The sequence below is a fragment of the Moorena sp. SIO1G6 genome (assembly GCF_010672795.1).
GTDB lineage: Bacteria > Cyanobacteriota > Cyanobacteriia > Cyanobacteriales > Coleofasciculaceae > Moorena > Moorena producens.
Window position 1 is genome coordinate 250,302 of the sequence record NZ_JAAHFZ010000002.1, and the last position, 17,711, is coordinate 268,012.

Annotated in this window: 36 protein-coding genes; 19 read left to right on the forward strand and 17 right to left on the reverse strand. The window is 44.3% G+C overall.

Going from position 1 to position 17,711, the window contains the following annotated elements:
- Positions 1–141: 141 nt before the first annotated feature.
- The 3 genes from F6K63_RS03995 to F6K63_RS04005 form a co-directional block, all read right to left on the reverse strand.
- Positions 142–762: a class I SAM-dependent methyltransferase gene (locus tag F6K63_RS03995; RefSeq protein ID WP_287256824.1), complete on the reverse strand. Its 621-nt coding sequence runs from the start codon at positions 760–762 to the stop codon at positions 142–144.
- Between the two features lie 152 nt (positions 763–914).
- Positions 915–1,040 (reverse strand): hypothetical protein, encoded by a 126-nt coding sequence (locus tag F6K63_RS04000; protein ID WP_267875695.1) that lies wholly within the window; start codon positions 1,038–1,040, stop codon positions 915–917.
- 3 nt (positions 1,041–1,043) lie between these two features.
- Positions 1,044–2,660, reverse strand: coding sequence for a B12-binding domain-containing radical SAM protein (locus tag F6K63_RS04005; RefSeq protein WP_287310907.1), 1,617 nt, complete (start codon positions 2,658–2,660; stop codon positions 1,044–1,046).
- A gap of 194 nt (positions 2,661–2,854) precedes the next feature.
- Here F6K63_RS04005 and F6K63_RS37070 point away from each other — a divergent pair, with 194 nt between their 5' ends.
- The 6 genes from F6K63_RS37070 (at position 2,855) to F6K63_RS04030 (ending at position 7,798) form a co-directional block, all read left to right on the forward strand.
- Complete coding sequence (locus F6K63_RS37070) at positions 2,855–2,932, forward strand: hypothetical protein (RefSeq protein WP_083374173.1); 78 nt, start codon at positions 2,855–2,857, stop codon at positions 2,930–2,932.
- A 233-nt stretch (positions 2,933–3,165) separates the two neighbouring features.
- Entirely contained in the window at positions 3,166–5,709 is a 2,544-nt protein-coding gene (locus F6K63_RS04010; RefSeq protein ID WP_287310909.1) for a transglycosylase domain-containing protein, read from the forward strand.
- Positions 5,710–5,898: a hypothetical protein gene (locus F6K63_RS04015; RefSeq protein WP_287253729.1), complete on the forward strand. Its 189-nt coding sequence runs from the start codon at positions 5,710–5,712 to the stop codon at positions 5,896–5,898.
- A gap of 185 nt (positions 5,899–6,083) precedes the next feature.
- Positions 6,084–6,278 (forward strand): photosystem II assembly protein Psb35, encoded by a 195-nt coding sequence (psb35, locus tag F6K63_RS04020; RefSeq protein ID WP_044493155.1) that lies wholly within the window; start codon positions 6,084–6,086, stop codon positions 6,276–6,278.
- Between the two features lie 161 nt (positions 6,279–6,439).
- Entirely contained in the window at positions 6,440–7,450 is a 1,011-nt protein-coding gene (locus F6K63_RS04025; RefSeq protein WP_008184227.1) for a glutathione S-transferase family protein, read from the forward strand.
- Positions 7,451–7,585: 135 nt separating this feature from the next.
- Entirely contained in the window at positions 7,586–7,798 is a 213-nt protein-coding gene (locus F6K63_RS04030) for a hypothetical protein (protein ID WP_131827153.1), read from the forward strand.
- Here the strand turns inward: F6K63_RS04030 and F6K63_RS04035 are convergent.
- Together F6K63_RS04035 and F6K63_RS04040 are read right to left on the reverse strand one after the other, a co-directional pair.
- On the reverse strand, positions 7,795–8,235 hold the full coding sequence (locus F6K63_RS04035; RefSeq protein ID WP_287253727.1) for a hypothetical protein: 441 nt from the start codon (positions 8,233–8,235) through the stop codon (positions 7,795–7,797). The two genes, F6K63_RS04030 and F6K63_RS04035, sit on opposite strands and share 4 nt — an antisense overlap.
- A 2-nt stretch (positions 8,236–8,237) precedes the next feature.
- A complete protein-coding gene (locus tag F6K63_RS04040) occupies positions 8,238–8,435 on the reverse strand; it encodes a hypothetical protein (RefSeq protein ID WP_008184222.1) in 198 nt (65 codons plus the stop codon).
- A 39-nt stretch (positions 8,436–8,474) separates the two neighbouring features.
- Between F6K63_RS04040 and F6K63_RS04045 the strand changes: the two genes are divergently transcribed.
- The 7 genes from F6K63_RS04045 to F6K63_RS04075 all read left to right on the forward strand — a co-directional run bounded on the left by F6K63_RS04045 (position 8,475) and on the right by F6K63_RS04075 (position 10,892).
- A complete protein-coding gene (locus F6K63_RS04045; protein ID WP_287310911.1) occupies positions 8,475–8,729 on the forward strand; it encodes a hypothetical protein in 255 nt (84 codons plus the stop codon).
- Between the two features lie 103 nt (positions 8,730–8,832).
- Positions 8,833–9,123, forward strand: a complete 291-nt coding sequence (locus F6K63_RS04050) for a hypothetical protein (protein ID WP_271968685.1) — start codon at positions 8,833–8,835, stop codon at positions 9,121–9,123.
- Positions 9,124–9,349: 226 nt separating this feature from the next.
- Complete coding sequence (locus F6K63_RS04055; protein ID WP_083373870.1) at positions 9,350–9,745, forward strand: hypothetical protein; 396 nt, start codon at positions 9,350–9,352, stop codon at positions 9,743–9,745.
- Between the two features lie 65 nt (positions 9,746–9,810).
- Positions 9,811–10,116 (forward strand): hypothetical protein, encoded by a 306-nt coding sequence (locus F6K63_RS04060; RefSeq protein ID WP_071105798.1) that lies wholly within the window; start codon positions 9,811–9,813, stop codon positions 10,114–10,116.
- Positions 10,117–10,337: 221 nt separating this feature from the next.
- On the forward strand, positions 10,338–10,562 hold the full coding sequence (locus F6K63_RS04065) for a type II toxin-antitoxin system HicB family antitoxin (protein WP_071107965.1): 225 nt from the start codon (positions 10,338–10,340) through the stop codon (positions 10,560–10,562).
- Positions 10,559–10,738 carry a type II toxin-antitoxin system HicA family toxin gene (locus F6K63_RS04070; RefSeq protein ID WP_071105799.1) on the forward strand — a complete coding sequence of 60 codons (180 nt, stop codon included), beginning with the start codon at positions 10,559–10,561 and terminating at the stop codon, positions 10,736–10,738. Before F6K63_RS04065 ends, F6K63_RS04070 begins: the two co-directional genes overlap by 4 nt.
- On the forward strand, positions 10,728–10,892 hold the full coding sequence (locus tag F6K63_RS04075; protein WP_158026632.1) for a hypothetical protein: 165 nt from the start codon (positions 10,728–10,730) through the stop codon (positions 10,890–10,892). Before F6K63_RS04070 ends, F6K63_RS04075 begins: the two co-directional genes overlap by 11 nt.
- Before the next feature lie 21 nt (positions 10,893–10,913).
- Here the strand turns inward: F6K63_RS04075 and F6K63_RS04080 are convergent, their stop codons facing one another.
- Together F6K63_RS04080 and F6K63_RS04085 are read right to left on the reverse strand one after the other, a co-directional pair.
- On the reverse strand, positions 10,914–11,303 hold the full coding sequence (locus tag F6K63_RS04080) for a type II toxin-antitoxin system VapC family toxin (protein WP_071105800.1): 390 nt from the start codon (positions 11,301–11,303) through the stop codon (positions 10,914–10,916).
- Positions 11,290–11,553, reverse strand: coding sequence for an AbrB/MazE/SpoVT family DNA-binding domain-containing protein (locus tag F6K63_RS04085; RefSeq protein ID WP_287310913.1), 264 nt, complete (start codon positions 11,551–11,553; stop codon positions 11,290–11,292). The genes F6K63_RS04080 and F6K63_RS04085 overlap by 14 nt, the downstream gene beginning before the upstream one ends.
- 134 nt (positions 11,554–11,687) lie before the next feature.
- Between F6K63_RS04085 and F6K63_RS04090 the strand changes: the two genes are divergently transcribed.
- Positions 11,688–11,903, forward strand: coding sequence for a hypothetical protein (locus tag F6K63_RS04090; protein ID WP_287310915.1), 216 nt, complete (start codon positions 11,688–11,690; stop codon positions 11,901–11,903).
- A 160-nt stretch (positions 11,904–12,063) separates the two neighbouring features.
- On the opposite strand, the gene F6K63_RS04095 is transcribed toward F6K63_RS04090, so the two are convergent.
- From F6K63_RS04095 to F6K63_RS04115, 5 genes are all read right to left on the reverse strand, one after another.
- Positions 12,064–12,435, reverse strand: coding sequence for a DUF5615 family PIN-like protein (locus tag F6K63_RS04095; RefSeq protein ID WP_287310917.1), 372 nt, complete (start codon positions 12,433–12,435; stop codon positions 12,064–12,066).
- Positions 12,425–12,763 (reverse strand): DUF433 domain-containing protein, encoded by a 339-nt coding sequence (locus F6K63_RS04100; RefSeq protein WP_008184209.1) that lies wholly within the window; start codon positions 12,761–12,763, stop codon positions 12,425–12,427. Before F6K63_RS04100 ends, F6K63_RS04095 begins: the two co-directional genes overlap by 11 nt.
- A gap of 50 nt (positions 12,764–12,813) precedes the next feature.
- Positions 12,814–12,957, reverse strand: a complete 144-nt coding sequence (locus tag F6K63_RS04105; protein ID WP_287310919.1) for a hypothetical protein — start codon at positions 12,955–12,957, stop codon at positions 12,814–12,816.
- A gap of 447 nt (positions 12,958–13,404) precedes the next feature.
- The gene (locus tag F6K63_RS04110; RefSeq protein ID WP_287310921.1) at positions 13,405–13,782 is read right to left on the reverse strand and encodes a hypothetical protein; all 378 of its coding nucleotides are present in this window, start codon (positions 13,780–13,782) and stop codon (positions 13,405–13,407) included.
- Complete coding sequence (locus F6K63_RS04115; RefSeq protein ID WP_287310923.1) at positions 13,757–14,053, reverse strand: type II toxin-antitoxin system Phd/YefM family antitoxin; 297 nt, start codon at positions 14,051–14,053, stop codon at positions 13,757–13,759. Before F6K63_RS04115 ends, F6K63_RS04110 begins: the two co-directional genes overlap by 26 nt.
- A 236-nt stretch (positions 14,054–14,289) precedes the next feature.
- Here F6K63_RS04115 and F6K63_RS04120 point away from each other — a divergent pair, with 236 nt between their 5' ends.
- Positions 14,290–14,523: a type II toxin-antitoxin system Phd/YefM family antitoxin gene (locus F6K63_RS04120; RefSeq protein WP_008184190.1), complete on the forward strand. Its 234-nt coding sequence runs from the start codon at positions 14,290–14,292 to the stop codon at positions 14,521–14,523.
- The gene (locus F6K63_RS04125) at positions 14,513–14,638 is read left to right on the forward strand and encodes a hypothetical protein (RefSeq protein ID WP_267872028.1); all 126 of its coding nucleotides are present in this window, start codon (positions 14,513–14,515) and stop codon (positions 14,636–14,638) included. The genes F6K63_RS04120 and F6K63_RS04125 overlap by 11 nt, the downstream gene beginning before the upstream one ends.
- A gap of 203 nt (positions 14,639–14,841) precedes the next feature.
- On the opposite strand, the gene F6K63_RS04130 is transcribed toward F6K63_RS04125, so the two are convergent.
- The 3 genes from F6K63_RS04130 to F6K63_RS04140 form a co-directional block, all read right to left on the reverse strand.
- Complete coding sequence (locus F6K63_RS04130; protein ID WP_008184185.1) at positions 14,842–15,231, reverse strand: type II toxin-antitoxin system VapC family toxin; 390 nt, start codon at positions 15,229–15,231, stop codon at positions 14,842–14,844.
- Positions 15,218–15,481, reverse strand: coding sequence for an AbrB/MazE/SpoVT family DNA-binding domain-containing protein (locus tag F6K63_RS04135; protein ID WP_008184183.1), 264 nt, complete (start codon positions 15,479–15,481; stop codon positions 15,218–15,220). Before F6K63_RS04135 ends, F6K63_RS04130 begins: the two co-directional genes overlap by 14 nt.
- Positions 15,482–15,544: 63 nt before the next feature.
- Positions 15,545–15,712, reverse strand: coding sequence for a hypothetical protein (locus F6K63_RS04140; RefSeq protein WP_287310925.1), 168 nt, complete (start codon positions 15,710–15,712; stop codon positions 15,545–15,547).
- A 117-nt stretch (positions 15,713–15,829) separates the two neighbouring features.
- On the opposite strand from F6K63_RS04140, the gene F6K63_RS04145 reads away from it, so the two are divergent.
- From F6K63_RS04145 to F6K63_RS04155, 3 genes are read left to right on the forward strand one after another with little or no spacing between them, the layout of a single operon-like run.
- Positions 15,830–16,048, forward strand: coding sequence for a hypothetical protein (locus tag F6K63_RS04145; protein ID WP_287310927.1), 219 nt, complete (start codon positions 15,830–15,832; stop codon positions 16,046–16,048).
- A complete protein-coding gene (locus F6K63_RS04150; RefSeq protein ID WP_154659781.1) occupies positions 16,002–16,157 on the forward strand; it encodes a hypothetical protein in 156 nt (51 codons plus the stop codon). Before F6K63_RS04145 ends, F6K63_RS04150 begins: the two co-directional genes overlap by 47 nt.
- Positions 16,158–16,343, forward strand: coding sequence for a hypothetical protein (locus F6K63_RS04155; RefSeq protein WP_287255550.1), 186 nt, complete (start codon positions 16,158–16,160; stop codon positions 16,341–16,343).
- Here F6K63_RS04155 and F6K63_RS04160 read toward each other — a convergent pair.
- Together F6K63_RS04160 and F6K63_RS04165 are read right to left on the reverse strand one after the other, a co-directional pair.
- Complete coding sequence (locus F6K63_RS04160; RefSeq protein WP_287255552.1) at positions 16,331–16,552, reverse strand: hypothetical protein; 222 nt, start codon at positions 16,550–16,552, stop codon at positions 16,331–16,333. The two genes, F6K63_RS04155 and F6K63_RS04160, sit on opposite strands and share 13 nt — an antisense overlap.
- Positions 16,553–16,767: 215 nt before the next feature.
- Positions 16,768–17,711 (reverse strand): tail fiber domain-containing protein (locus tag F6K63_RS04165; protein ID WP_287310929.1); only part of this gene is annotated, 944 nt, incomplete at its 5' end.

Consider the following 17,711-nt stretch of genomic DNA (forward strand, 5'->3'; position numbering starts at 1 on the left):
CTCTCACACTAAAGCAATGCTCTAAGCCGCTACCAGAATAAACGAAGTAGAGAACAAATATTACTCAACCCTAGAGTCTAATGTTAGGTGCAGCTAATCTGACTTCCCTACTCCCTACTCCCTGCTCCCTCAAAAACTAACCTAATTGAAAACCGCTCTACTACTACGGCAAATCAATCCTTCTGAGCCAAAATGTGTGTAAGAGTATGGATTATTCTGATCTGGCCACAGTTGTTGACCTTTCTCAACTCCAATTTCTTTAACTACCTCTAACTTACCGTCATCGATCGCTTCATTAACTGCCCTATAGACGCTTTCCCATGCTCCATAATCATCAAAAATTATCAATGCATTATTAAATCGCTTTAAACAGTTATCAATATCTTGTTTGATATACTCATATTTATGACGTGCATCTATTAAAACCACATCAGCAGGAAAGGTTAACTGATTCCAATCAGAAGTATACACATCAAATCTTTGGAATTTGACATGGTAATTAAAAATATTGTTTAATCTTGCTACTCTCAGGTACCTATCGTTAACATCTAAACCTAGATATTTAGTAAAGTGATCGGATAAGTGCTTTGCCGTCAGCCCCTTGTAACATCCCACCTCTAATAAGGAATATTGTTTTTTCGGTAAAAATTGTTTGACATGATCACGGAATTGTTGGCTAACTGTCCAACAATCTTTTCTTTTATCTACAGGTAGGACTATATCCTGCCATGTATTCTGTATTTCAGTTAAGAGCTTAAGCATAGGTTGTCATTAGTAACAGTAATAAATCTAAGCATTCAGCCGTCAGCCGTCAGCCGTCAGCTTATTTTATTCAAAAGCTGTTCGGAGCTCAAGTAGTGTGGCCACAGGCCTTTGGCTGATAGCTGATACGCGACACGCTGATAGCTGAATGCTTAATAATAAATAGCAAAGGGCACAGGGAGTCGGGAGTCGGGAGTCGGGAGTCGGGAACTTTGGCTCAAATAGGTACCCCGTTTAATAAAATAACTGACTTCCCACACTTCCCACACTTCCCACACGCCCTATTCCCCATTCCCTAGGCCCAGGGCTGTAGCAGCACCTAAGTGCTTGAGCAAGGTGGCCTGGGGAAGTGGCCCAAGCAGATGACTCCAAGGCAAGACTTGCTCTGTTGACCAGTCGGTATAGACGTAGAAGTCTAGTTCAGGTAACTGTCCTCGCAATTGTTTAAAGGCACGGCGGAAACTGCCTAAGGAATCCCCATAATGCCTGGTTAGTTCTAAGAGTTGGGATAAGCGACGATCCCCTCGGGAAATCAGTGCTTGAATTACTGACCAGTTGTAGCTTTCTGGTCGAAAGTCTATGGCTTGCGATCGCAATTTTTTCTGCAATAACTTGAGGCGCTTCTGGGCTTGGGGATTGACACCAAACCACTGAAAGGGTGTATGAGCTTTGGGAACAAAGGTGGAGCATCCGAGGGTTAAGCCTAGACCGGGGGCTGCTCTCTTAATCTGTTCCATCATCCCTACAGTTTCTTCAACATCTGCTATTTCCTCTCCCGGAACTCCTACCATCCCATAGATTTTGAGACGTTTTAATCCCCCTGCTTTAGCATTCACTGCTGCCTGGATAATTTCGTCATTGCTGAGCTTCTTATTAATAATCTCGCGCAACCGTTGTGAGCCACTTTCCACTGCAATCGTAATCGAACGGGTGTTACGTTTAGTTAGGGTTTGGGCAAGCTTTTCCGTTACTGTATTGGTTCGCACTGAGGCAATACTCAAGCGCACATGGTCGTATTGTGGCTGATTTAGGTAATCTAACAACACATCAAACTCGGGATGCTGGGTGACTGATGCTCCCAGTAAGCCAATCCGGTCTGTTACCTTTAATCCCCGTTCTATAGCTGGAATCAACGAATCGATCGCGCTAGGAGTACGAAATGGTAAAGTGAGGTAACTGGCCAGACAGAAGCGACACATTTCTGGACAACTGCGCACCACTTCTACCATGTAGATGTTTTCCCAAGCGGCTTTTTCGGTAACCACTGTGGAAGCAGACAGGGTATTGCCCCGATAGGTCTGTTTAGATACCGTGGTAGGAATCTGATCAGACACTGGTTTAATGGATGCGATCGCACTCGTTAGGTCATGGTAGGTTACCTGATATAGACTGGGTATATAGACTCCAGGGACTTGGGCCAGATGCTGCAATTGAGTATTACGTTCAGCAGTGCGAACCTCTTGATAAGCATCGATAAAATTATCTAGCAGGATTTCCCCATCTCCGAGCAAAATCACATCAAAGAAGTCAGCAAAGGGTTCTGGATTAGCGGTTAACACGGGACCGCCACCAAACACTAGGGGATGGCTAGAGTCCCGTTGTGCTGAGTATAGGGGTATCTCCAAAAATTCCAATCCCCCTAAGATATTGACATAATCCAATTCCCATGATATAGAATAACCAAGTAATTCTGGCTGTCTCGGTAATGGCTCATGGTAATCCGTGAACAAGCGGCTGACCATTAGGTCAGGGCGCAAGGCTAGAGATGCCCACACTATCTGATAGCCGAGACTAGTAATACCGATGTTGTATTGATTAGGAAAGGCAAAAATAGTAGGAATAGCATGGTCGTCAGGAGTGGCTGGTGTAAACAGAAGACGCTCGGAGGAAAATACCACAGGGTTTAAAGAGGACGAATAATGTTGAAGAATAGCAAAAAATAAGGTTTAGTTTAATATTTTCATTATGCTTGGTTCATGAGTAAGCATATGGGCTACAGATGGTGCTACTTGAGGTGCCGTCAGCTGTCAGCAGTCAGCTTAATGCTTAAGGGAACGGAGTTGCCGAACTAGCCGGTTTCCTTCAAATTGCTATGGGTTCAGCCAGTGAACTTGAAGATCAGCTGTTACGGGCAGAAGATCTTAACTTAACTATTAGCCAAAGACTATGAATCCCATCCCAGCAGAGGTAACTCAGATTAAACTTTTGCTTACCTGTTTTATTCAAAAGCTGATAGCTGATAGCTGATAGCTGAATGCTTACCTAGTACGTAGAAATCCGGATTTTCCCCAAGCAGAAGGAAAAAAGTGACAGATCCACTAAATTAAGATTTCAAGCCCTAAAATAGACAACAAGTTATAAGACAAAAAGTTATGGCTGCTTTTGTATTGCTAAGGAGTTGATGTGTCAATATTTTCCCCGAAGCCCCAAGATCGACATAGTCACAACCCTCCGAATCCCTCAAAGAAACTGACGGAGAAATCGGATAAGAATGGGAGTGTTGCGTCTAATGATGGCAAGCACCCCTCATCAAAGCCAAGACGGCGGAAGCGGTCGAGGGTAGTTGCCCAAACTCTAAACGGAATCAAGCGTGTATCTACTACGGTTATCAAACCGCTAATCGGACCAAAAGCAATCTATCGTCGCTCCTGGTTTTGGATCGGACTAGGGGTGGGTGGCAGTGCGATCGCATTGGGTTGGGGTTGGCAAAAGCTAGAAAGCTCTCTGCCAGATTCTACTAAGGATGTCTTGACCTATGTTCGAGATGGCACCATCACGATCAAAGCTGCCGACAGCACTATTATCCAGCAAATTGGGCCAGCTAGCCATGAGACCCTGAAGATTTGGGAAATACCCGAAACCCTGATTCAAGCCTTCATTGCTATTGAAGACCAACGCTTTAAAGAGCATAAAGGGGTAGATTCCCAGGGTATTCTTCGTGCTACTGTGGCTAACCTCAAAGCTGGGGGAGTAGTAGAAGGTGGTAGCACGATTACCCAGCAACTCGCTAGAATTGTTTTCTTTGATCACGAACGCAGCATCGTACGGAAACTCAAAGAAATGCGCATGGCGCAGAAAATTGAGCAGGATTTGACCAAAGATCAAATCCTGGAGCGCTATTTAAACTTAGTCTATTTGGGTTCCGGTGCTTACGGGATTGCTGATGCGGCTTGGGTCTATTTTAGTAAACCCGTAAAAGACCTGACCTTGGGAGAAATGGCAACACTGGCGGGATTACCCCCAGCTCCTAGTGTTTACTCGCCATTGTTGGAGGGTAAAATCAATAGCTCTAGGCAAAAAGCAGCCAAAGAGCGTCGTGATGTAGTATTGCAGCGGATGTTGGAAAATGGCTACATCTCCCAGGCTGAAGCCAACAAAGCTATGGCTGAACCCCTAACTATTAAGGCAAGCCAACCGAAGCGACTGGAGCGTAAAGCCTTTTATTTCACGGAATATATTCAACAAGAATTGCCCAAATACGTTTCCAAAGAAGTACTGGGTAAGAAAGGGCTGACCATTGAAACTACAATTAATTTAGAGTGGCAAGATGCCGCTGAAACTGCTGTCCAAAAGACCATGAAAACCTATGGTCGTTACCAGCGGTTTGGACAAGCTGCACTAGTTGCCGTGGATCCCCGCAATGGTCAGATCAAAGCCATGGTCGGGGGTAAGGATTTTAATGACCTAGATAGCAATAATTACCTCAATCGGGTCACCCAAGCTCAGCGTCAGCCTGGTTCTACATTCAAAACATTCGTGTATGCCGCAGCACTAGCAACAGGGATGTCTCCCTATAAAGGCTACATGGATGCGGGGTATATAGTAGATGGTTACGAACCTAAAAACTACAGTGAGAGATTCCGGGGTTCGATCTCAGTGCGGGATGCCCTGATTTCTTCGGTGAATGTAGTAGCAGTAAAAACCCTAGTGGATGTGGGCTGGGAGCCGATTATCAAGCTGGCTCAAAAAATGGGGATTAAATCTAAACTCCATCCCACCTACTCCCTCGCCCTAGGAGCATCTGAGGTAAACCTGTTAGAACTCACCAGTTCCTATGGCACCTTAGCCGCCCAAGGCATTCACCACGATGCTCATGGGATTCGCCGGATTATTGACCAGCACGGTAACGTGATTTACGACCACAAACTCGAGGGTGAGCGAGCTATTGATGCAGAAACAGCAGCCATTGTGACCTGGATGCTCAGGGGTGTGGTTACCGGGGGTACCGGGACAGCGGCTCAAATTGGACGACCAGCAGTTGGCAAAACCGGCACTACGGATGATGCCCGTGACCTCTGGTTTGTGGGCTATATTCCCCAATTAGTAGCTGGGGTTTGGTTAGGTAATGATGATAACAAGCCTACCAGGGGGTCTAGTGCAACTGCTGCTGCCACCTGGCGTCGGTTCATGTTGGAGGTAATCGAAGACTTAGACCGTGAGTCTTTTACTGAGCGCCCCAGGAAGTTATCAGGTAGGGAAGCTACCATTGAAGCTCAGCCGATTAAACCCAAACGAGTTATTAACAAAAAATTTGTTCCCACTACCGTTACCGCTTCCACAAGTCGGTCAAGGAGAAGAACTAGTTCAAGACGAGGTAGTTCAACTAGAAGAGCCAGTTCTACACGGCGGCGTAGTAGTCGGGTCAGGGTGTCTAGGAAGAACTCTCAACCCAAACGGTATTACCGTCGCAAAGCTACAACTAAACGGTCTTATCCCCGTAAAAGTACCACCAGACGCTATACGCCTAGAAACACTGCCCCGAGACGACGGTCAGCACCAGCCAAGCGCAGGTATGCACCAGCACCAGCAAGGCGCAGACCAGCACCAGCACGAGCAAGGCGCAGGCCAGCACCAGCACCCAGAGTTGCTCCCAAACCGGTGGCTCGTCCTAAGCCTCAACGCAGGCCAGCAGGAGGTCCGTTAGCTCCCCCAGCAGCTAGAAAGTAGGTGCTGTTAGCCGTCAGCGGTCAGCGGTCAGCGGTCAGCCATCAGCGGTCAGCGGTCAGCCATCAGCGGTCAGCGGTCAGCGGTCAGCGGTCAGCGGTCAGCGGTCAGCGGTCAGCGGTCAGCCATCAGCCGTGGGCTTTTGGCCCACGCTGCGCGAACAGCTTTGTGGCACAGGCTTCGACCCTGTGACCTAAGCCATAAGCTGAAAGCTGAAAGCTGATAGCTCAATACTGAAAGCTGAAAGCTGATAGCTGAAAGCTGAAAGCTGATAGCTGATAGCTGATGGCTGAAAGCTGATAGCTGATAGCTTAAGCTATCGAAGCCATCAGGCTGGATGGTACGATAACGGAAATACCAGAAAATCTAAACCGGCTATGTATGTATTGATGGAAGCAGGCAGTTTTCCCTTGTGGTTTACCCTAGTGTATGTTGTGGGTTTTGTGGCAGCAGTTGTGATTGGCTCCATTGCCTGGTACAACTCTAAACGTCCTGCTGGTTGGGAAGGGTCAGAAACTCCTAATTGGGTACCAAAGATCGATTCAGAGGATAATTCTAAGGGAGAGAGCTAGCTAAACCGGAGTAATTTGGTTGGGAAAACCAGAAGATTTGACTGAAAAAGAGCCCTGACTTCAACACGGTAAGTTAGGGTTCTTTTTCAGCACTACTAGGGTAATCAGGCCACTGGTCAGAATTTGTTGGTATCTTAGAGATGTCTTACTAAATTCCGATCATGACCGGAGCTGCTGAAACTAAGAAAAAAGGCAAGTCACTCCCGCCAACACTAATCATCAGGTTGGGAAAGTTTGTCTGGACAACTCTCTGGCAAATGATGATGTCGAAGCTGGCTCCACGGAATAATTCTGGAGAGTACATTCGCCCTGCCAGCGAGTTTAGGAATTTTATTGGGACAGAAGCAGAGAATCCTTACCAACCGGAAGCAGGACGCTACTGTCTTTATGTAGGACTCGGTTGTCCTTGGGCCCACCGCACTCTAGTGGTAAGGGCACTCAAAGGACTCCAAGACTCAATACCGGTATTCATTGCCTCTCCTTCTTCCAATCAGGGGATTTGGGTATTTAATCAGCAGCAGGAAGGCTGCGACACGCTTCCTGAGCTTTACGAGCTGGCAAAAACAGGCTACAACGGTCGTTGCACAGTTCCAGTGCTGTGGGATAAACAGAGCAAAACCATTGTCAACAATGAGAGTGCAGAAATTATAGTAATCCTGAACTCACAGTTCAATGAGTTCGCTACTAATCCTACCCTAGACCTTTATCCAGAGGAACTGAAGGAAACCATTGATGTGTGGAATGAGACTATCTACCACGCTGTGAATAATGGAGTCTATCGCTGCGGTTTTGCCCAGACCCAAGAGGCTTATGAGAAAGCTTGCGACCAGCTATTCACAACCTTGGATAAGATTGATCGAGCCCTAGAGACCAGTAGATACCTGTGTGGGGATAGGGTAACTCTGGCAGATGTGCGTCTATTTACCACTCTGTTCCGTTTTGATGTGGTCTATTATGGATTGTTCAAGTGCAACCGTTTCAGAATTCAGGACTACAATAACTTAGGCCCCTACCTGCGTGACTTGTATCAGCTTCCTGGAGTTGCCGATACTTGTAGCTTGGAGGATGTCAAGCGCGATTACTACGGAAATCTGTTCCCCCTCAATCCAGGTGGAATTATTCCCAGTGGTCCTGATTTGGCTAGTCTCCTTAAACCTCATGGTCGGGAATAGGGAGTAGGGAGTAGGGAGTAGGGAGTAGGGAATCGGGAGTAGGGAATCGGGAATCAGGAATAGTGCGATGCTCCAAAAGAGCCGCTACGCGAACGCATCCAATTTAATCCACACGATAGGGTACCTAAATGAATTGTGATAATTTTTGTTACCTACTCCCTACTCCCGGGTGCATCTCAATGCATGAAATTAGGCAAAAATTCTAATAAAATTCCCACACTCCCCACACTTTCCACACTTCCCTTCTTTTTTACAAATATGAGATGCACCCCGACTCCCGACTCCCGATTCCCGATTCCCGATTCCCGATTCCCGACTCCCGATTCCCGATTCCCTATTCCCTTTTAATACTTAAAAGGATATAATTTTTTTACAGATTGCCGAGATAGAACAACAATCGTTAAAATTCCAATAAGTGTGCCAAATGGTCTGAACCAGCAGAGTAGGCAAGCTATCATAAATGAAAACCAATAATTCTTGCTTTTTCTGAGCATATATCCTGAGAGAATGATAGCAAAAGCAAATATTTCTCCAAGGATGAAAAGTATGGCACCAGAAATGACTAGCAAATAGCCAGGCAAGTCCGATGATACATTTCGTGATAACTTAAACCACTCTGATAACTCTCCTGATAAGTCTGCAGGAATTGAGTCAGTTGCACCAATCATGAACAGACCAAAAGGAATATATAACATTAGTATAAACAGGGAGTAAAATCCGCAAAATCCCCCAAACATGTAGTGAGTCCATGATAAGATAGTTAACTGCTTTTTAGGATTTCTCATAACTAGAAATTAGTCGAATTCCCAAACTTCCCAAACTGTCCCAACTTAGCACACCTCCCATACTTCCCTTCAAGACTCTCTAGGTGAGCAAAAGCCTTAGTATGATGAATGGCGGCATTTCGATTCAATGCCACAAATTTTCCTAGTTTAACTCCCTGCGTCATCACCGAAAACTCAAAAAACTGTTTTACCTTCACCATCTTTCCTAGCTCGACGCTCCGGCTCAGGAGATTTTTCTAGTGCGATGCTCCAAAAGAGCCGCTACGCGAACGCATTTTGTCCGGTGGCCATTGGCGCTTTGGAAGCGATTGACCTTGGCCTTTGGGCCACGCTACGCGAATGGTCACGCGGGGCGCGATTGGCCTTGGCCTTTGGGCCATGCTACGCGAATGGCCACGCGGGGCGCGATTGACCTTTGGTCACGCTACGCGAACGCATTTTGTAGGGTGGGCATTGCTGGTTTCCAACCCCAAATCCTGCCGGAATTAACCTGAGCAATGCCCACCAACCTTCAATCATGATTTTAATCAGTAGGCATTTTGTAGGGTGGGCATTGCTGGTTTCCAACCCCAAATCCTGCCGGAATTAACCTGAGCAATGCCCACCAACCAGGGGATCTCGGCCTTCAATTTTGATTTTCATCCGCAATGCCCACCCAAAGATTCGATTCCCGATTCCCGATTCCCGATTCCCGATTATAATTGGGTATTGGTGGGCATTGCCTATTTAATTGTTCGCCGTTCAATCATGATTTTAATCAGCAATGCCCACCCTACGATTTTTGGTATTGGTGGGCATTGCCTATTTAATTGTTCGCCGTTCAATCATGATTTTAATCAGCAATGCCCACCCTACGATGTTTATATTAATAAACCCAAATTACCTTAAAAAAATGATTGTTTTTATCTATAAAATCCCAAACTAGTCAATTTCTTAATATTGTAAAAAAATATTAAATATTAAAATAACTCTTGACTTTTTCCAAGATATTAGTAATAATAAAAATGTCCGTTATTTCGATACGATTCTTGGACAAAAAGCCGCGCTTATAGCTTGCCACCTGGAAGCGCGGCTTATACCCCCAAGCAAACACTATGTTTGAGGTAATTCCATCATGCCAAAAAAACGCTCGAATGATCATCTGATTAAGTGTCAGCGAGCCCTAGACCGCCTTGCCCAAATTGCCCAGAGCCAATCCACAAGGCCACTTTCAATGCCTCGTGCCATCACTGAGCGAGAGCGAATCTTGATCAACCTATACAGCTTCTGCCGACTATCCATGACTCCCCAGGCGTTTTATTGGAAATGGCAAGTTAACCAAGAAGACATTGCTCAAATCTGCTGCCGCTCAACTTACGCTGTTAACACCTGGCTCGCTCAAGGTTCTCGCTATAAATCTCCTTCTTCTGATTCCTTATATCATTTGGCCTTAATGGATTTTTTGTTAGAAAATTTTGAAGCCATTCCAAAAGAGTTATTGAATCAACTCTGCTCAAAAGTTGAAGGTTGAAAGTTATTTGGTTGAAGGTTTTATTTCATAATTAAAAATTAATAATTTTGTAGGGTGGGCATTGCTTGAAACGAACTCCAAACCCTGCCCAAATTCATCTGAGCAATGCCCACCAAGCAGGGTACCCATTGCTGGTTTATAACCCCCAATCCTATCCGAATTCACCATTGCTTTACCCACCCAAAGATTTAAAGGTATTGGTGGGCATTGCCCATTTAATTGCTTGGGGTTCAATCATGACCAAGCTCAGCAATGCCCACCCTACGATTCTCCCGACTCCCGACTTGGTGGGCATTGACCATTTAATTGCTCGGGGTTCAATCATGATCAAGCTCAGCAATGCCCACCCTACGATTCTCCCTAAATTCTAAATTCTAAAATAATGATTCTTGGGTATTGGTGGGCATTGCCCATTTAATTTATTCCTAAACAATTTTGATATTGCACAGCAATGCCCACCCTACGATTATCTATTCCCTCTTCTCTCTTCCCTGTTCCCTGTTCCCTGTTCCCTGTTCCCTAAAATTCAAAAATTGTGTACCTCATAGCTATGATAATTGCTATGATTAATAAACCATCTAAGGAGATTTTTATGAACGCAGACTTAACCGCCATCATTGAGGCAGCAACAGAAGGAGGATATTGGGCGATTTGTCCTGAAATCCCTGGTGCAAATGGTCAAGGAGAAACGGTTGAAGAAGCCAAAGAAAGCTTGAAAAATGCCATTCAACTGATTTTTGAAGATCGTTTAGCTGATATTCGTCGAGGACTACCCAAAGAAGCGATCGAGGATACAATTTCTATTTCCATTCCATGAAACGTAAAGAATTAGAAAAAAAGTTACGGAAGGCGGGTTGCTATCTTAAGCGAGAAGGCTCTTCTCATTCTCTTTGGATTAATCCTCAAACTGGAGTTACTGAAGCTGTACCACGACATACAGAAATCAAAGAATTTTTGGCACACAAAATCCTCAAAAACTTAAATGCCCAATAGTGCGATGCTCCTTTGGAGCCGCTATGCGATCGCATTTTGTAGTGCGTACGCTGATCTTGTCCGGTGGGCATTGGTGGGCATTGCCCATTTAATTTATCGCCGTTCAATTTTGTTCTTTCAACAGCAATGCCCACCCTACGATTCTCCCGACTAAATTCGCGCATTCGCGCATTCTTTAGAGCTTATCTACCCGAGATTGGGTTAACCCTTGAGCTTTTTTAGCAAATTTCTGATCAAAGGTGTAAAACTCTGAACAATGCTGACTCAGGGCTAAATGAAAGGCATCAGCAAAATCTAAACCATTTTCATGCCATTGGATAACTTGAGCCATCAAGCTAGGGTTGGCAAGACGAACATTGGGTAAACCAAAAAGATTTCTCAACCCTTGACAGATAGCGGCGGGTTTGAACTTATAAGCAAAACGCAAAACCCATTCCGTTTCTAGAATTACCGTATCTGCAATAAAAACCTCTTGCTTCCTGAAAATCTCTACACTCTTGTTGAACTGTAACTGATCATCCTGAGTCAATAGCCGAACAACCACATTCGTATCAACAGCGATCATGCCATAACTCCTCTATCCCTTGCCGAATCGCCTCATCCATATCCTCAAGACTTTTAGGAGTTCCGTCATACTTTAAACAACCAGCCACTTCATTTAATAGTGTTTCTGGAAAAGGGTTTTTCGGTTTTAAAAGAATCCCATCTCCGGTATCAATTGCGATTAACTCAAGACCTGTTTCCCAGTGATGAGCATCTCGCAGAGACTTAGGAATAATAACTTGACCTTGACTCAACAATTTTGTCGTTTCCATAACCTAAGCATTCAGGGGTCAGCTGTCAGCCGTGAGGCTTGGGCCCACGCTACACCGAACAGCTTAACATAAACTTTTTCTCTTGATCCTACACAAGCAATGCCCACCAAGTTTACTAGGATATAAGGGCATTGGTGGGCATTGCCCATTTAATTTATCGGCGAACAATTTTGATCTTCCCCAGCAATGCCCACCCTACAACTATCCTTAACAACAATGGTATCATCTCAGTTGAGCAATGCCCACCAAGTTTACTAGGATATAAGGGCATTGGTGGGCATTGCCCATTTAATTTATCGGCGAACAATTTTGATCTTCCCCAGCAATGCCCACCCTACAACTATCCTTAACAACAATGGTATCATCTCAGTTGAGCAATGCCCACCAAGTTTACTAGGATATAAGGGCATTGGTGGGCATTGCCCATTTAATTTATCGGCGAACAATTTTGATCTTCCCCAGCAATGCCCACCCTACGATTATCTACGATTATCCTTAACAACAATGGTATCATCTTAGTTTGGACAAAGGTAGATTAATAATTTGATCTTGATATTCGTCCTCAAAAGATGCCTCAGCAATCAAAATTAATTCATCAAGGGTTTCACCAATGCTGAAATTAGGATTGAGAATCAAAATCCCAGGTATATGACGACCTTGGGCAAGGTGATCTGCTAGATGTACTGGCATAGTGCTGCGGTTATTTGTTACAAGTACGAAGTCATTTTCTTCACACCAGCAGAGAATGTCTGGATCGAGGGTTCTTTTGGGGGGAGCATCCGAACCACCAACTACCAACACCACTAAGTCTGGTTTGTACAGTCGCAGTTGAGTTTGATAGATATGATCAACATTTTCATCCAGTAGATACTTAATGGTCATTTCCCTTCTTGATTGCTTCTCGTTCAGCCTTGAGTTGCATCAGCTTGACCACAACTGGGGAAGGATTTTGCTGCTGTTGTTCTAGCATTTTACGACCATGGTCTAACCAATTAGTGAGGTAAGTACTGACCGTTTCTTGGTTATGCAGGTAATACAGAATCGTAGCATAAATTTGCTCTAGTTCCAGGGTTGGATAACTTTGGGAAATTTCTTCAGGAGTACGCTGACGATGGATAAAATCATAGAGGATGGTTTCAATTCCTACTCTTGTGCCTCTGACTCGGATATCATTAGGGGCAAGAAATACAAAATAATCTTCCAGTTGCATGATTGGTCTGAGAACTCTGTTGCTATCTTGATCCTACACAAGAAGCAAGATTACACATTTGGTAGGGTGGGCATTGCTGGTGTCCAACCCCCTATGCTGCCCAAATTCACCTGAACAATGCCCACCAATGGTTGATAGCGATCGCATTTTGTCGGGTGGGAAAAGATTATTGGGTATTGGTGGGCATTGCCCATTTCATGGTTCGGCGTTCAATTTTGATCTTTATCAGCAATGCCCACCCTACAATTCTTAATTCTCAATTCTTAATTCTCAATTCTTCATTCTACATTATTTTTGGTATTGGTGGGCATTGCCCATTTCATGGTTCGGCCTTCAATTTTGATCTTTATCAGCAATGCCCACCCTACAATTCTCTCTATTCTCAATTCTTCATTCTACATTATTTTTGGTATTGGTGGGCATTGCTCATTTCATGGTTCGCCGTTCAATTTTGATCTTTCTAAGCAATGCCCACCCTACAATTCTCTCTATTCTCAATTCTTCATTCTACATTATTTTTGGTATTGGTGGGCATTGCCCATTTCATGGTTCGGCGTTCAATTTTGATCTTTATCAGCAATGCCCACCCTACAATTCTACAATTCTACAATTCTCAATTCTCAATTCTCAATTCTCAATTCCTAATTTTTCTGAGGTGATAGACTTAGGGTAGAACAGTGAACCTGGATTTTAGGACGTAGTTCAATGTTGATTACGGTCTTTATTGCTTGATTATCGCGGGGGACTATAAAGGAAAATTTTCCTTGATGATAGTCTATAATTTCGATGGATTCTATTAATTCAAAGCTCAGGATTGCTTTGGACTCTCCGGCAAGCTTTAGCTCTATTTGGATAGATTCAGCAATGGTATTAACCCCAAACTTGAGACTGGTATCTGAGGTATCTGTTACTTCGTAGCACCAATAACCATCCTGAGCTCGAACAGTTTGAGGTTCAGTGCAAAATAACTCTATCAAGGCAAGTGAATCCCAGTCACTCTGTAGTTTGATTGTTTCCACAAGAGCCTACCCGAACCTGGTTGAACACTTGATCAGGATTGATATCTAAAGCCTGTATTTGATACTTCTGACGAAATTCGGCCAAAGCTGCCCCAAATCCTAAATTCTCTGATAAATTCTCTGATGCCAAGCGTTGATACTCCCGGAGTGATAACACAATCACTACAGGTTTACCCAGGCGCGTAATCTGTACCGGCTTACCCTGTTCGGCATCATGGACAATTTCAGCAAAGCGATCGCGAGCTTCCGCTAAGTCGTATCCTTCAGACATTTTCCGGGTTTTTAGCTATAGGGCTATGGTTCATGACTATAGTCTAGCTAAATCCCTAGTGCGATGATCCTTTGGAGCCGCTACGCGATCGCATTTTGTAGCTTTTGTCGGGTGGGCATTGCCGGCTTCCAACCCCCAATCCTTCCAAAGTATCCCTATACTAGAGTAGGTGTAGCTAAATAAATTAGCTTGGAAGGCAATCCCGGACGCAAAGCATAAAGCAGTGAGGTAAGCTGATGGTTTGGAGAATTGAAGAGGCACAGCAAAAGTTATCTGAACTGATCACTGCTACAGCTACTGAGCCTCAGTTGATTTACGACCACAATCAACTGGTGGCGGTGGTGGTAGAGGCTCAGACTTTTCAAGAGTTCTTGGCTTGGCGTCAGCAGTGTCAAAAGCCCTCAATAGCCGAGGCTTTCGCTCAATTGCACCAGCTTTGTGTTGAAGAAAACTACACTCTTGAAACGTAAGTATTCAGCCGTCAGCTATCAGCTATCAGGCACTTTAACTGCATGGGGTCGGATTAGTGCGATGCTCCAAAAGTGGGCATTGGTGGGCATTGCCCATTTAATTGATCGCCGTTAAATCATGATTGAACGGCGCAATGCCCACCCAAAAATTCGATTGCCGATTCCCGATTCCCGATTGCCGATTCCCGATTATACTTGACCCCTGCTTGGGGATTGGTGGGCATTGCTCATTTAATTGATCCCTGAACAATTTTGTTCTTTCAACAGCAATGCCCACCCTACGATTCTCCCGACTAAATTCGCGCATTCGCGCATTCTTTAGAGCTTATCTACCCGACATTGGGTTAACCCTTGAGCTTTTTTAGCAAATTTCTGATCAAAGGTGTAAAACTCTGAACAATGCTGACTCAGGGCTAAATGAAAGGCATCAGCAAAATCTAAACCATTTTCATGCCATTGAATAACTTGAGCCATCAAGCTAGGGTTGCTAAGATGAACATTGGGTAAACCAAAAAGATTTCTCAACCCTTGACAGATAGCGGCGGGTTTGAACTTATAAGCAAAACGCAAAACCCATTCCGTTTCTAGAATTACCGTATCTGCAATAAAAACCTCTTGCTTCCTGAAAATCTCTACACTCTTGTTGAACTGTAACTGATCATCCTGAGTCAATAGCCGAACAACTACATTCGTATCAACAGCGATCATGCCATAACTCCTCTATCCCTTGCCGAATCGCCTCATCCATATCCTCAAGACTTTTAGGAGTGCCGTCATACTTTAAACAACCAGCCACTTGATTTAATAGTGTTTCTGGAAAAGGGTTTTTCGGTTTTAAAAGAATCCCATCTCCCGTATCAATTGCGATTAACTCAAGACCTGTTTCCCAGTCATGAGCATCTCGCAGAGACTTAGGAATAATAACTTGACCTTGACTCAACAATTTTGTCGTTTCCATAACCTAAGCATTCAGGGGTCAGCTGTCAGCCGTGAGCCTTGGACCCACGCTACACCGAACAGCTTAACATAAACCTCGTTCCCGTAGCGTGGCCATTTCCTTAGTGCGTAAGCATTTTGTAGCATTCTGTAGGGTGGGCATTGCTGGTTTCCCACCCCAAATGCTGCCGGAATTCACCTGGGCAATGCCCACCAACCAGAGCACCCATGGATTTTTGGTATTGGTGGCCATTGCCTATTTAATTGTTCGCCGTTAAATCATGATCATTTTGTAGGGTGGGAAAAGCCTGTTTCCAACCCCCTATGCTGCCGGAATTCATCTGGGCAATGCCCACCAACCAGAGTACCCATGGATTTTTGGATATTGGTGGCCATTGCCTATTTAATTGTTCGGGGTTCAATCATGATTGTAATTAACAATGCCCACCCTACGATTCGATTCCCGATTCCCGATTATGATTGGATATTGGTGGCCATTGCCTATTTAATTGTTCGGGGTTCAATCATGATTGTAATTAACAATGCACACCCTACGATTCGATTGCCGATTCCCGATTCCCGATTATGATTGGGTATTGGTGGGCATTGCCCATTTAATTGTTCGGGGTTCAATCATGATCTTTATCAGCAATGCCCACCCTACGATTCGATTCCCGATTCCCGATTCCCGATTCTAATTGGGTATTGGTGGGCATTGCCCATTTAATGCCTCAGCGTTCAATCATGATCTTTATCAGCAATGCCCACCCTACAATATATCTCCCGATTCCCGACTCCCTCGGTGCGCTTTCCGTAGGCGAATTAAATTCGCCACGGGTCGCACCGCTCCCGATTCCCGATTCCCTACTCCCTACTCTACTTGAGCACCAACTACCTCCGATGGCTGAGTGTTGTTTTCGGCTGTATCAGTTGGTTCCCCTAAGGTTTCTTCCAGTACCTGAATTGCGCCACTGATCCGGAGTAAAGTTTCTCGGAGGTTAGCTTGTTTCGCTTCTAGTTCCGCTAGCATTTTTTGACCAGCTTCATATTCGGATTTTAGGGATTGTAAGCGTTGTTCGAGTTTTTCTTTCATCGTTTAATTTTATCTGTAAGTAAAAGGTATTTCAAGGTAAAAATCGTGGTCAATAAACTATGGATATTGGGTTGGTTGGGCATTGGTGGGCATTGCCCATGTAATTGCTCGGTGTTCAATAATGATCTTTATCAGCAATGCCCACCCTACGATTGTTGTTGTTTGGTTGGGCTTTCAATCCCATCATTTTACCCTACCTCCCAATCTTGCTCAACTTAGTCATCTGACACTAGTTGATTTAGTTGAAGTTCCAATTGATTGATCCGTTGTTCATAGTTGCTGCTCTTGTGAGCCATATCTTTGATAACTTCAACTAAGTACATACTGATTTTTCGGTAATTAATTGCTTCAGGTAACCCCTGTTGGTCGTAGTAAACAAGTTTGTTAAGACCAATCTCGTGAAGCTCTTCAGCAATGTATCCAATTTCCCAACGATTGGGATGGTTAGGTCGTGTATAAGTCTTGGGTTCTACTGTCAAAATTTTAGAAAAATCGTCTTCCAGAGAAATGATATTTTCCTTCGATCTAGCGGAAGAATTGTCGTAACATATTTGTTTAGTACTGTCATCCCACTGCACATTGCGATCATCACGATAAGGTAAAGACCCAACATATAAACTGTTTGTAATTGAGACACTGCCGTGGACTTTTAAATAATCCCAGAGCTTAACTTGCCTTCCCACTGATGTACCACTCCTTCCCAGAATCATCAGAGCATCGTGGTTGGCGGCATTCTCAATAGCAGCATAACCATCAGCATTTCCTATTCCAGTGTGGTTATGATTAGTTTTTGTAAAGTAAATATCTGAATTACCTGCACGAATCTCACCATCTACCAACAGATTAGGTGTGCCAATCAAATGAAAGCTCTCATCATCTGTAAATCTTGCCCAAACTTTATTACTTTCCTCCGGTTCCCTGATTTCTAGATTCTCACCATTTCTGGCTATTTCCCAATCATTTGTTGAAGGTCTGAAGGCATCCTTTGCCCTAACAATTCCATCTACAATTAGTTCTCCATTACCTTTTGGTATAAGGTTAATATCCTGATCAGTATTACTTCCAATCGCTTCGATCCGATTGTAGCCAATTCCAATCCCTTGGGTGAGATTTTGGGCGTAGAATGCCCCGATATCAGCATCTGCGTTGTTATGGCTGG

Bases quoted from the DNA above. Each gene is read 5' to 3' on its own strand.
- F6K63_RS03995 (WP_287256824.1), bottom strand. From the start codon at position 762: ATGCTTAAGCTCTTAACTGAAATACAGAATACATGGCAGGATATAGTC.
- F6K63_RS37070 (WP_083374173.1), top strand. From the start codon at position 2,855: ATGGGTTCAGCCAGTGAACTTGAAGATCAGCTGTTACGGGCAGAAGAT.
- psb35 (WP_044493155.1), top strand. From the start codon at position 6,084: ATGTATGTATTGATGGAAGCAGGCAGTTTTCCCTTGTGGTTTACCCTA.
- F6K63_RS04025 (WP_008184227.1), top strand. From the start codon at position 6,440: ATGACCGGAGCTGCTGAAACTAAGAAAAAAGGCAAGTCACTCCCGCCA.
- F6K63_RS04035 (WP_287253727.1), bottom strand. From the start codon at position 8,235: ATGAGAAATCCTAAAAAGCAGTTAACTATCTTATCATGGACTCACTAC.
- F6K63_RS04040 (WP_008184222.1), bottom strand. From the start codon at position 8,435: ATGGTGAAGGTAAAACAGTTTTTTGAGTTTTCGGTGATGACGCAGGGA.
- F6K63_RS04050 (WP_271968685.1), top strand. From the start codon at position 8,833: ATGCCCACCAACCAGGGGATCTCGGCCTTCAATTTTGATTTTCATCCG.
- F6K63_RS04055 (WP_083373870.1), top strand. From the start codon at position 9,350: ATGCCAAAAAAACGCTCGAATGATCATCTGATTAAGTGTCAGCGAGCC.
- F6K63_RS04065 (WP_071107965.1), top strand. From the start codon at position 10,338: ATGAACGCAGACTTAACCGCCATCATTGAGGCAGCAACAGAAGGAGGA.
- F6K63_RS04070 (WP_071105799.1), top strand. From the start codon at position 10,559: ATGAAACGTAAAGAATTAGAAAAAAAGTTACGGAAGGCGGGTTGCTAT.
- F6K63_RS04075 (WP_158026632.1), top strand. From the start codon at position 10,728: ATGCCCAATAGTGCGATGCTCCTTTGGAGCCGCTATGCGATCGCATTT.
- F6K63_RS04080 (WP_071105800.1), bottom strand. From the start codon at position 11,303: ATGATCGCTGTTGATACGAATGTGGTTGTTCGGCTATTGACTCAGGAT.
- F6K63_RS04085 (WP_287310913.1), bottom strand. From the start codon at position 11,553: ATGGAAACGACAAAATTGTTGAGTCAAGGTCAAGTTATTATTCCTAAG.
- F6K63_RS04095 (WP_287310917.1), bottom strand. From the start codon at position 12,435: ATGACCATTAAGTATCTACTGGATGAAAATGTTGATCATATCTATCAA.
- F6K63_RS04100 (WP_008184209.1), bottom strand. From the start codon at position 12,763: ATGCAACTGGAAGATTATTTTGTATTTCTTGCCCCTAATGATATCCGA.
- F6K63_RS04105 (WP_287310919.1), bottom strand. From the start codon at position 12,957: ATGGGCAATGCCCACCAATACCCAATAATCTTTTCCCACCCGACAAAA.
- F6K63_RS04115 (WP_287310923.1), bottom strand. From the start codon at position 14,053: ATGTCTGAAGGATACGACTTAGCGGAAGCTCGCGATCGCTTTGCTGAA.
- F6K63_RS04120 (WP_008184190.1), top strand. From the start codon at position 14,290: ATGGTTTGGAGAATTGAAGAGGCACAGCAAAAGTTATCTGAACTGATC.
- F6K63_RS04130 (WP_008184185.1), bottom strand. From the start codon at position 15,231: ATGATCGCTGTTGATACGAATGTAGTTGTTCGGCTATTGACTCAGGAT.
- F6K63_RS04135 (WP_008184183.1), bottom strand. From the start codon at position 15,481: ATGGAAACGACAAAATTGTTGAGTCAAGGTCAAGTTATTATTCCTAAG.
- F6K63_RS04140 (WP_287310925.1), bottom strand. From the start codon at position 15,712: ATGGCCACCAATACCAAAAATCCATGGGTGCTCTGGTTGGTGGGCATT.
- F6K63_RS04145 (WP_287310927.1), top strand. From the start codon at position 15,830: ATGGATTTTTGGATATTGGTGGCCATTGCCTATTTAATTGTTCGGGGT.
- F6K63_RS04150 (WP_154659781.1), top strand. From the start codon at position 16,002: ATGCACACCCTACGATTCGATTGCCGATTCCCGATTCCCGATTATGAT.
- F6K63_RS04160 (WP_287255552.1), bottom strand. From the start codon at position 16,552: ATGAAAGAAAAACTCGAACAACGCTTACAATCCCTAAAATCCGAATAT.